Annotated in this window: 11 protein-coding genes; 4 read left to right on the top strand and 7 right to left on the bottom strand. The window is 61.2% G+C overall.

What is annotated here, in order from left to right; genetic code table 11:
• Window positions 1-108: 108 nt before the first annotated feature.
• The 5 genes from AC1DZE_RS22895 to AC1DZE_RS22915 all read right to left on the bottom strand — a co-directional run bounded on the left by AC1DZE_RS22895 (window position 109) and on the right by AC1DZE_RS22915 (window position 6,312).
• Complete coding sequence (locus AC1DZE_RS22895; RefSeq protein ID WP_477700585.1) at window positions 109-2,208, bottom strand: D-(-)-3-hydroxybutyrate oligomer hydrolase; 2,100 nt, start codon at window positions 2,206-2,208, stop codon at window positions 109-111.
• Window positions 2,209-2,507: 299 nt separating this feature from the next.
• Complete coding sequence (locus AC1DZE_RS22900; protein ID WP_477700586.1) at window positions 2,508-3,653, bottom strand: transporter substrate-binding and LysM peptidoglycan-binding domain-containing protein; 1,146 nt, start codon at window positions 3,651-3,653, stop codon at window positions 2,508-2,510.
• 30 nt (window positions 3,654-3,683) lie between these two features.
• Window positions 3,684-4,727, bottom strand: coding sequence for a hypothetical protein (locus AC1DZE_RS22905; RefSeq protein ID WP_477700587.1), 1,044 nt, complete (start codon window positions 4,725-4,727; stop codon window positions 3,684-3,686).
• 48 nt (window positions 4,728-4,775) lie between these two features.
• Window positions 4,776-5,474, bottom strand: coding sequence for a zinc ribbon domain-containing protein (locus tag AC1DZE_RS22910; RefSeq protein ID WP_477673381.1), 699 nt, complete (start codon window positions 5,472-5,474; stop codon window positions 4,776-4,778).
• Between the two features lie 205 nt (window positions 5,475-5,679).
• Window positions 5,680-6,312 (bottom strand): helix-turn-helix transcriptional regulator, encoded by a 633-nt coding sequence (locus tag AC1DZE_RS22915; protein ID WP_477648756.1) that lies wholly within the window; start codon window positions 6,310-6,312, stop codon window positions 5,680-5,682.
• Between the two features lie 293 nt (window positions 6,313-6,605).
• Between AC1DZE_RS22915 and AC1DZE_RS22920 the strand changes: the two genes are divergently transcribed.
• From AC1DZE_RS22920 to AC1DZE_RS22935, 4 genes are all read left to right on the top strand, one after another.
• Window positions 6,606-7,190: a DUF4142 domain-containing protein gene (locus AC1DZE_RS22920; protein ID WP_477673382.1), complete on the top strand. Its 585-nt coding sequence runs from the start codon at window positions 6,606-6,608 to the stop codon at window positions 7,188-7,190.
• A 71-nt stretch (window positions 7,191-7,261) separates the two neighbouring features.
• Window positions 7,262-7,507, top strand: a complete 246-nt coding sequence (locus AC1DZE_RS22925) for a GlsB/YeaQ/YmgE family stress response membrane protein (protein ID WP_457282025.1) — start codon at window positions 7,262-7,264, stop codon at window positions 7,505-7,507.
• Between the two features lie 286 nt (window positions 7,508-7,793).
• Entirely contained in the window at window positions 7,794-8,231 is a 438-nt protein-coding gene (locus AC1DZE_RS22930; RefSeq protein ID WP_477673383.1) for an Hsp20/alpha crystallin family protein, read from the top strand.
• Window positions 8,232-8,343: 112 nt separating this feature from the next.
• Window positions 8,344-8,730, top strand: a complete 387-nt coding sequence (locus tag AC1DZE_RS22935) for an Hsp20/alpha crystallin family protein (RefSeq protein WP_477673384.1) — start codon at window positions 8,344-8,346, stop codon at window positions 8,728-8,730.
• Window positions 8,731-8,760: 30 nt separating this feature from the next.
• Here AC1DZE_RS22935 and AC1DZE_RS22940 read toward each other — a convergent pair whose 3' ends face one another.
• Both AC1DZE_RS22940 and AC1DZE_RS22945 read right to left on the bottom strand, forming a co-directional pair.
• Window positions 8,761-9,138 carry a nuclear transport factor 2 family protein gene (locus tag AC1DZE_RS22940; RefSeq protein WP_477700588.1) on the bottom strand — a complete coding sequence of 126 codons (378 nt, stop codon included), beginning with the start codon at window positions 9,136-9,138 and terminating at the stop codon, window positions 8,761-8,763.
• Window positions 9,139-9,331: 193 nt separating this feature from the next.
• A complete protein-coding gene (locus AC1DZE_RS22945; protein WP_477700589.1) occupies window positions 9,332-9,757 on the bottom strand; it encodes a YybH family protein in 426 nt (141 codons plus the stop codon).
• Between the last annotated feature and the right edge of the window lie 318 nt (window positions 9,758-10,075).

Here is a 10,075-nt window from a genome sequence, read left to right on the forward strand (position 1 = left end):
CGTCGTGTCACGTCAGCCAGTTACCAAGATACCGGGCTGCCGGGAACGCAGCGTAGGCCAAGCACCCAAACGCATGTCGGTGCCTGTTTGCCTGTGCACCTTCATCACTCAATCAGCCACCGTCACCACATTGCTGGAGAACGTGATCCGGTCCGGCGCGTCCGCCTGTAGCTTGATGGGCGGCACATTGGCGGGCGTGATCGGGTTGGGCGTGGTGCCACTCAGGCCGCGCGGCACAGTGCGCACCACCTGGCTGGCCGGCAGCGGTGCGCCGGTTTTGAGGTGGGCATACATCATGTCCATGGCCTGGATGAAATAGCGGTGCAGCGGCACCAGCCGCTGGCCATAGCCGGGGAACCCCAGGAAGGCATCAAAGTGCTGGGCGTTGGTGACTTCGACGTACGAGAGCTTGCTGCGCGAACCCTCCACCATCTTGTTCAGGCCAAAGTAGGGGCGCGAGGTAAACGCCACCGGCACCAGCGTGTCAGAGCGGCCATGCACGATCAGCGCAGGCTTGCCCTGCAGGTTGGCCGTGCGCAGCACCTGCTGGATGCCTTCGCGCACGCGCAGGGCGTCGGGGGTGTTTCCCGTGGCCAGGTTGCGCAGGCACAGGGCGCCGGCGCTGTTGTAGTCCTGCACGTTGCCGGCAGAGATGGAGGCCGAGTCCAGCATCGGGCCGCCGAGGCTGGCGTTGTTGACGATGTTGATGCCCACCGTGGGCGGTATGCCGTTGCCGGTGCCGAATGACGTGGCCAGCGGGCCCGCCGGCGCAGGCACCGGCAGGTTGGGTGTGGGCGAAGCGGCAGGCGCCGTGGCGGCAAAGCTGTAGCCGCAGAGGTTGTCCTGCACGCCGGCACGCCCGTAGGCATTGGCATACGTCAGCGCCACCGGCAGGGTGGCAAACGAATAGTGCGACGCCTGCAGGTCGTTGCCCTCGGGCTGCCAGCCTGCCTGCACCAGCGTGGCCATGGCGCTGCCCGCCTGCTCGGCCGTGGTGTTGCCGGCGACCATGCCGTTGGCCTTGAGCGCACTGCAGCGGCTCGCGGCAATGACCGGGTTGATGGTGTTGAAGACATTGGTGCCTGGAGAGGCCAGCGCGGCACACGGCTGCAGCAGGTTGGCCAGCGTGGTGTAGTCATACAGCGGCTTGCCGGTGCCGGCCAGCGTGCCGCTGCCGCGCCGCACGCTCAGCCGCGCATCGGGCACCAGCTGCACCTGCGGCTCGCCCACCGCCACGCCGCTGATGAGCCCCTGCGTGTCCTGCTCGGCCGCGGCCAGCGCCGCGCCCGCGCCGTTGGACACGCTGGAGGCGATCACGATGGTGTTCGACGGGTTCAGCGTCTTCAGGCGGCCGCCGCCGTCAGGCGAAGGCTTGCCATAGCGCTCGTTCAGCACGAAGTAGGCAAACTCCACGGCCTGCAGCGTGTAGCGGCCCCAGTCTTTTTCAGAATTCTGCTGCGAATGCGCATGCTTGACGGCAAAGCGGTTGGGCGTGGCCGCGTTGAAGGCAGTGCGTTCAGCCTGCGTCAGGTTGGCGGTGAAGTTGGAGGCCGGGCCGGCCGCCACCGCATCGGCGCGCAAACCGTTTTGCAGATGCACCGTGTTGTTCTGCAGGTCGTGCATGCCGCTGCCGGTGCCCTTGTCGGTATAGGCCACGGCACAGCCGTTTTTCAGGCCCCATTCGCCAGACGACCCAATGGCGCCGTAGATACCGCGCGAACCGCTCGAGGTGCCGGTGACGATGCAGGGGCTGGCCGGGTTGAAGCTGGCCGGCACCTGCACCATCATCGTGACGTTCTGCCGGCCACTGCCGTCGTCTGAATAGGCGATGTATTCGGTACCGGCGATCTTGCCTTCACTGGCGGTGACGTTGCCCTTGGCGTCCACATTGGGGCCGTACAGCGTGCCGTAGCCGCCTCCGGGGGAAATGTCGAGGATGGCGCGGTAGTTGTTATAAATCGCAATCCGGCGCAACTCGGCCGCGCTCGGGTTCAGCGGGTCGACGGGCAGCGGCGCCGGTGCGGCCAGGCCGCTCTTGCCCAGGCCGGCAGTCAGCAAGTCGTCGTTGCCGCCGTCGTAGACGCCGGTGGTGATGCCGCCCAGCCAGACCGGTTTGATGTTGGGCTGCACGCCCACACCGCTTGCGCAGCCGCCCAGCGCGGCCACTGCCGCCAGGGCCGTGGTTGTTTTGATCAGGGTGAATTTCATGTCGTCCTCCTCGGGTTATTCGTACAACATCATCAGCGCAATGCCGTCTGTATGGGCGTTTTTGGTTGTCGGATTTGTAAGGTTTTTCTTGTAAGGGTTTTGCCTCAACCTCGCGTTGGCCCCGGACCGCCTCAAAGGCCTGGTCGCCTCTGCTGCCACAGCGTATAGACGCAGCGAAAAGAGTACGGCCCAAAAAAAAGCGGCGCCATGCGCCGCGATTCAGGCTGCCCGGTGAACGAACAGCCGCGTTACCCAGCCACAAGCCAAACCGGTTGCAGCATTGGGATTCAATGTGTGCTTCAGCCCTTGGGAATCACCAGCTTCTGGCCGACGTGAATCAGGTTCGGGTTGGGCAGGTTGTTGCGCGATTCAATCTCGCCAAAGCGCATGTTGCTTCCCAACGTGGCGGCGGCGATTTTCGAGAGGGTGTCGCCCGCTTTCACCACGTAAACCGTTTCGGTCTTGTCTGCGCTTTTTACCTTGCCCAGATTGGTACTCGTGAAATATTTCTTCACGAGCTCGCCGTATTCGGGCATGGCTTTCACCTTGCGAATGCCGATGTTGATGTTTTCGAGCAGCTGGCTGTCTGCCTTGCGCACACCTATCTTGTACTTGATGTTGGAGCCCGGAAGCTTGGACACCGCAAACTGCAGGTCCGTCCCGCGGATTTCGGCCACTCCGAAGGGGTAGTCGTAAATCACCGCGTCTACCTGGCCCTTTTTGATGAAATTGTTGATCCAGTTGCGCTCGCCGTTGACAGATTCGTCGCTCAGCTCGACCAGTCGCGCCTTCGGGAACTGGCGCGAGGCATAGGCCTTGACGTCCGGGTCGCCCTTGAGGATGCCGATGGTCAAGCCGTTGAGGTCTTCAACGCTCCGGATAGAGGACACCTTGGGTGTAATGAGGGCGTAGCCGAAGTCTTCGACATACGGAATGGAATACACCACGCCCGGCAGGTCTTCGTCGGTAAAGGTGAGGCCGTCGATGGCAATGTCCACCGTTGAATTGCCCCGGTTGTCGTTCTTGAGCAGCGCAGCCGGCACATCGGGGTAGGTGTCCACGATATGGTCGGTGTCGATGTTGATTTGCCCGCCCTTGGGCGTGAACTCGCTTTGGGCGAAAAGCACCTTCAGGAATTCGTAGTTAAACCCCTGCGGCTTGCCGTTTTCAACGTAATAAAAGGGCTTGGCCGGCGACTGCACGCTGACGCGCACAGTGCCCTTGTCCACGATGCTCTGGAAGGTTGCCCCGCCGCCCGCGGCCGGAGCGACAGCCGCCGCCTTGGGCGCGGGCGCGTCGGCGGGCGGGGCCGGATTGGCCCCTGCGCCGGGGTTGCCGCTCATGTTGGCAGGGGCGCGCGAATCGAGGTATTTCATGCCGCCATACACGGCGCCGCCGACGACGGCAACAATCAGGATCAATCGGGGAATAGGTTTGAGGGCCATGGCTTTAGTCCGGTTTCTGGTTGAAGCTTGTTATTTGTTGGTTGAATTTTTCTGGAACCAGTCCACCCCGTCGGCGCGCGCCTCCACAGGCACACCCTGCGGGCTGCTGATGATGCTCACCGGCAGGCCGGGCGACGGATTGTTCTCGATCAGGAGGCGCTTGGAGTCACCCAGCACCAGCGACTCGGCATTCTTTTCCCACTCGGCCAGCATCTGCATCGCATCGCCTTCGTACACACCATTTTGCAGGTCGACGGAGCGCATGAAACTGTCGGACATGCGGGCGAAATCCTCGATCTCGCCGATCTTCATCGCATAGTCGGCCGCCAGGTATTCGTTGGCCATGTCGAACATGGCGCGCGTGTCAGGGTCGCCGTTGATGATGGCTTGCGCAGACTTGATGGCCGAATGGGCGTTGTCCATCATTTCCTTCTTGCGCTCCTTGACCTTGATCTCGCTTTGCATGTCCTTGATGAGGAAGTTCGACACCTCCTGGTACTTGGCGAGCACGCGGTACAGCAGTTCCAGTTTCGCCAGCAGGTCCTGATAGGTCAGGTTGGCGTCGTTCATGCGGCCCACTTCACGCGAAGCCAGCGCTGCGTCCATCGTCTTGTTCTGCTTTTTCGCCTCGCTCATCAGCCGCAGGGATCCGTCGCGCGACTTGTTGTTGTTGGCTATCTCTTCCTTGCACTGGCGAATCATCCCGGAAAGCTTGGCGATGCGGGTGTTCATGTTGGCGAGCTTGTCCTGCAGCTCTTCCACATAGTTTTTCATGATGCCGATGGGATCGATCTCCACGAACACTTGCGTGATCTTGCGCATCAGGCTCATGTACATGTACTTGCCCAGGCGCCAGAAACGCTTGTCGGTAATGATGAAGCCGAGCACCACCACCACAACGCCCAGCAATGCGGCATAGATGGTGTTTTGCAGCAGCGTGATGATGTAGGGCAGAGCCTTGTAAAGCAGGAAACCGGCGCCGGCGATCAGGCTGACGCCAACGATCTGGCCGGTCACGCCTTCCGGGCGCTCCCAGAACGATTTGGGTTTGAAATTCTGTGGAATGAGGTTCACAGTTCTGTCCTTTGATTCTGCGTATACGGATCGGGAATGTTCAGCGCTTCAGGCGCCGAGGTAGCGCACGACTTTTGCCCTGGCTTCCACCAGCTGGGCCTTGACCACGGCCAGCGCGCTTTCAAACCGGATGTTGACTTCAACGATCTCCGCGCGCTTGGCCGCGATTTCTCTTTCGAACCCGGCGATTTTTTTGTGGGCGGTCTCCACTTCCTGCTGGATCTGCCCCAGCCTTTCCTGCAGGCGAGCGCGCTCTTCGTCTACCTTGGCGACTGAAGCACGCAGGGAATCTATCTCCCGGATTCGCGCATTGATCTGCAGGTCCTGCTGGTTTTTCGCCTGGCCATGAAAGCGCTGGGATTCCGCTTCAAGCGCGGGAAGATGCTGCATGTCGATGGACTGGACGATCTGGTCCACCGTCCGCGTCTTGCCCACAATGCCGAATGCGGCCTTGTAGCGCGACGCCTCGTCAGGAATGAAGGCCTCCAGCGGCGTGACGGCCTCGACCAGCGCCGTATAGGCCGTGGTTTTTTCCATCACGACTTCCATCATGCGGTCCACCATCGGGTTTTTGGCTTTGGCAGCCGCCACATTGGCGGCGGCCGATGGCAAGGGAGCTGGCGCCGTGATGGCCGATTTGTCCGCAGAGGCAGGTGCGCCGGGAGTGGGTTCAGGCTCAAACAAGACGTCCCGGAGTTTTCCAAAAAAGCCGGATCCGCCCTCGGGTGGCGTGGTGTTGTCTGTCATGGTTCCCTCACTCCTCGGTAACAATTTTTCCGGCTCACTGCGGCTGTTTTCCAGGCGCAGGCGCATCTCGCGGCCATATAGTCGTTGATGACTATATAGCAGCACCCGGTTTCTTCCCCAAAAACCAAGGGTACGAGCCCCTTTCAGCCGGACACAATGTCTGATTTCCCAGACACCCCGCCCACCTTCCTGCTTTACTTTTTACTTACTTCGCGTCGCTGTACACCGTGGCGCGCGAAACGCCCATGTGCGCGGCGGCAATCTCGGCGCCGCGGCGGATCTCCAGGTAGCCGGCTTTCTTGAGGTCTTGCACCAGCTGCTTGCGGTCTGCGGGCTTGAGCGATCGTGATGTCGTGGCCCGCGCTGCGGCAAATTCGTCAATGCACTGCTGTATGCGGTCGGCATTGGCGGCGTCCAGTGTTTCGGTGACGGCGCTGCTTTCAATGGCGGTGAACTGCGACATCGCCGCCTGGAAACCGTTGAACAGCGTCAGGTCCACGTTCAGGCAGATCGCCGCCACGTATTCGCCTTCTTCATTACGGATGCCCACCGACGTGCTCTTGACCTTGCGGCCGTCGGCGAACTGGTTGGCGTAGTTGGCGATCACCGCGGGGTAGTCCGGGTCCTGGATGCGCGCCAGGCCCAGCTCGGTGGCGGGCTGGCCCAGGCGGCGGCCGCTCAGGTTGTTTTCAATCGCCAGGATGGCGTTCTTCGGGTGCGTCAGGTCGTGCACCACCACTTCGCAAAACGGCGCAAACGTTTTGCCCAGGCCTTCGGCAATGTTCTTCAGCTCGGCGAGCAGATGTTTGTTGCTGGGCGTGTTGCTGGGTTTTTTCATGGTGCGCGGCCTCCGGCGAGTCAGGCGATTCAAATTTCAGACAAATTGTCCAGGCGGCCATCGTATCGCACCACGCGGCATTTATGGAACAAAAGGCCGGCGCCCGTGCGCGGCAGCCGGACAGCAGTCGCAAGCAAATTCCTACACAGAGCCTGCCCAGCCTCCTGCACCGCACGGCCGCTACAGCAGCGAAAGTACAACGCTATCTGCCGCGGCTTGCTTTGCTTCAGCGCGGCGTCTGTTGTCCATACCCATTCAACCAATCAACAACTACCCCTTCAAAGGAGGCCCTCATGTTGAACCGATTGCACCAATCCAGATTCAAGCTCGGCAGCGTGGCACTGGCCGCCGTGGCCGCTTCTGCCCTGGCACTGGTGACCCTGCCCGCCGCAGCCCAGACCAGCACCACCGCTGGCACCCCAACAGCGGCAGATGCCGGCAAGCTGGCCCGTGCCGACAAGGGCATGCTGGACGACCTGGCCCAGGCCAACATCGCTGAAATCGAGTCCGGCAAGATGGCACTGGAAAAGTCACAGAACGCCGAGATCAAAAAATTTGCGCAGCAAATGATTGAAGACCACAACAGCGCCCTGGCCGAAGTGCAGGCACTGGCCCGCGCCAAAGGTGTGACCGTGCCCGACGGCCCCGGCGTGATGGCCAAAACCAAGGCCACCGCAATGAAGGCCCTGTCGGGCAACCTGTTTGACACGGAATACGCCAAACGTTCTGGCGTGGGCGACCATGAAGCCACCATCAAGCTGCTGACCAAGATCCAGAAGGACGCCAAAGACGCCGACCTGAAGGCGCTGGCCGGCAAGATGCTGCCCAAGGTGGAGGCCCATCTGGAAATGGCCAAGGCCGTAGTACCGACCAAGTAAGTCGCCAAGTAAGCTACTCATCGCGGGCTGTTGCCCGCGCCCTGGGTTCCCTCATTTTTTAGAAAGACGCTATGTCAATTATCTGGACCATCATCATCGGCTTCATCATTGGCTTTGTCGCCAAGTTCCTGATGCCCGGCCGTGACCCTGGCGGCTTCATCATCACCGTGCTCATCGGTATTGCGGGCTCATTCCTTGCCACCTACCTGGGCGCGGCCATGGGCTGGTACCAGCAAGGCGAAACGGCCGGCTTCATCGCCGCCGTGCTTGGCTCCATCGTGCTGCTGCTGGGTTACCGCCTGATCGCCAAGCGCTGAGCAAGCCGTAAAAACGCCAGCCAGACGCCCCGGTGCATTCACGTGCACCGGGGCGTTGTGCTGTGCGGCTCACCCGCGTGCGATTTGCGAAAAAAGTTTTAAACCTGACCGCAACGCCGCTGCATGGGCCGCCCTTTTGCAGGCCCGCCGCGCCTGCGATTGACGCACGCAAATTTCCTCTTGAAATTTTTTGGGCGATTCCTACATCCTCTTCCCGGGCGCCGGAAGCCGCTTTTTTGGGGATTTTCCGGCGCACTGATGTTCAACCCGAATGGAGGTTTTCGCCATGTACCGATCGTTATTTCCGCGCGACATGCTCGCCGAACTCGATCGCCTGCAGCGCGACGTGCAGCAGGCCTTCGATCTGTCTCCCAGCATTCGCGGCTTTGGCCGCAGCAGCTTTCCCGCCCTGAACATTGGCGGCACGCCGCAAACCATAGAGGTGTATGCCTTTGCGCCGGGCATTGACCCGAAGTCACTCGACGTCAGCCTGGAGCGCGGCCTGCTCACCATTGCCGGTGAGCGCAAGACTGAACTGCCCGAAGCGGGCGCGCAGTCGACGCTGCACATCAACGAGCGCTTTGCCGGCGCCTTCCGCCGCGTGCTCACCCTGCCCGACGACGCCGACCCCGACGCCGTGAACGCCAGCTTCAAGGACGGCCTGGTCCACATCACCATCCAGCGGCGCGCATCGGCCCAGCCGCGCCGCATCACCATCCAGTGAAAGGAGGCAAACCATGAACTACGCAAACACCCAGCAAACCAGCGGCAGCAGTGGCGCCGCACGCAGCAACGGTAATGGAAGTGCCAACAACGGCAGCACCTCCGGCCGCAGCATGCAAACCAGCCAGACGGGCGAGGTGACGCAGAAAGAAACATCGCGCTACGCCAATGGCGCGCTGACGCCGCCAGTCGACGTGCTGGAAGACAGCACCGGCATTACGCTGTATGCCGATTTGCCCGGCGTGCCGCGCGACAAGCTGCACCTGCAGGTAGAGGCCGACACGCTGACGATTGACGCCGAGTCAGCCCTGTCTGCGCCCGAAGGTCTGCAGTCAACCCACACCGAAGTGGGGCTGGGCCGCTTTCACCGCGTGTTCACGCTCAGCAAAGAGCTAGACACCGAGAAAGTCAGCGCCGAGCTGGCGAACGGCGTGCTGAAGCTGCGCATACCCAAGGCGCAGCACGCACAGCCCCGGCGCATCGAAATCAAGGCAGCCTGATCGCGCCCCCGCACGACCGCGCCGGCCTGCTTACTTGGCCGGCACCGGCGTGCGCTGCGCCGGGTCGTAGAAAAACGTTTCTTCGGCAATGCGCTCGCCTTCCCAGCGCTGGTAAGCCAGCTCTTCCATGCGCATGGTGCTGCCATCGGCCCATACAAAATTAAAGATCCAGCGAATGACGACCTTGTCACCGCTGATGAACACCGGCCGCACGCAGGTTGATGTGACCGACTTCACACGCGCCATCACTTTCGCTTCACCTTCCACCAGCTTGTCGCGTCCACGGCGCGGCGGCTGCTGGTTCTCTTGCATCGTCGCGTCAGGCGTGTAGAACTCTTCAATCGCTTCGGTGTGCGCGTTCTGTTCAACACGGGCAACAAAGCGTTCAACGGTTTCAGGCGTGGGCATGGGTTTCCTTGGCTTGTCTGTTTGATTGACGGCTGTTGATGCGCGTTGGTCTCTGGCCATTTACTCGCAGCCACAGTTCAACGGCAAAGCGCAAGTGTTGCATGCCGAGCTATTTGCTGCAGGCAGCAACAACCATCCCGACCACGGGCCAAGATCATTCAGGTTTCAAAGGAAGAAAAAAGAAAACCCAGCGCTAACCTGGGCGCTTGGCAACTTCAACCAGCGGGTCCGCATGCCTGTGCACCAGCTTCCAGGCATCACCTTCGCGCCTGAACACCTCAGTCACCCGCAGCTTGTTCGCCACGGGCTCTGGCTCACCCTTCATGCGGGCCTGTGCTTTTTGAATGCCCGTCCAAAAGGCAACGGTATCGCCCGCCGCCATGTCCAGAATCTCCAGCTGGGTCGTGCTGCCCGCCTCAAACCGGCCGGCATCCTGCTGGTAGCGCGACYACACTTCCTGCGTGCCCCGTACCACGCCGCCGCCCGGGCTCATAAAGGTGGCCGGTGACGCCTGTGCCACGACACGCCCCAGCGGCGCCGCGTCGCCACTGACATACGCGGCTGCGACGTGCTGCCGCTCTTTCATCAAGGTTTTGAAGTCTTGCTGCTGCTTGCTCATCTTGCGTCTCCTTAAAAGACCAAAGTAAGCCCCGTCTGTGGGCAGCGGCGTAGGACAAGGGATGAGAGGGTGTTGAATTCCGTCGAAATCTGATCCATTTAGCGCAGTAATTTCCATCCAAAACTGACCCACGTAGGCACTACCCTGCTTGTTTTAAAAGCAGGGGGAAATTAGGAGTGATAGACGTGGCGACATTGAATGTCATCAGACGTTGGGCATTGCGGGATCAGATGTCCATTCGCGAGATCTCAAGGCGTACAGGCCTGGCTCGCAACACAATAAAGAAGCACCTGCGATCGGAAGAGAGCGAGCCCAAGT

The organism is Polaromonas sp. P1_F1 (assembly GCF_056405795.1).

Bases quoted from the DNA above. Each gene is read 5' to 3' on its own strand.
- AC1DZE_RS22895 (WP_477700585.1), bottom strand. From the start codon at position 2,208: ATGAAATTCACCCTGATCAAAACAACCACGGCCCTGGCGGCAGTGGCC.
- AC1DZE_RS22900 (WP_477700586.1), bottom strand. From the start codon at position 3,653: ATGGCCCTCAAACCTATTCCCCGATTGATCCTGATTGTTGCCGTCGTC.
- AC1DZE_RS22910 (WP_477673381.1), bottom strand. From the start codon at position 5,474: ATGACAGACAACACCACGCCACCCGAGGGCGGATCCGGCTTTTTTGGA.
- AC1DZE_RS22915 (WP_477648756.1), bottom strand. From the start codon at position 6,312: ATGAAAAAACCCAGCAACACGCCCAGCAACAAACATCTGCTCGCCGAG.
- AC1DZE_RS22920 (WP_477673382.1), top strand. From the start codon at position 6,606: ATGTTGAACCGATTGCACCAATCCAGATTCAAGCTCGGCAGCGTGGCA.
- AC1DZE_RS22925 (WP_457282025.1), top strand. From the start codon at position 7,262: ATGTCAATTATCTGGACCATCATCATCGGCTTCATCATTGGCTTTGTC.
- AC1DZE_RS22930 (WP_477673383.1), top strand. From the start codon at position 7,794: ATGTACCGATCGTTATTTCCGCGCGACATGCTCGCCGAACTCGATCGC.
- AC1DZE_RS22935 (WP_477673384.1), top strand. From the start codon at position 8,344: ATGCAAACCAGCCAGACGGGCGAGGTGACGCAGAAAGAAACATCGCGC.
- AC1DZE_RS22940 (WP_477700588.1), bottom strand. From the start codon at position 9,138: ATGCCCACGCCTGAAACCGTTGAACGCTTTGTTGCCCGTGTTGAACAG.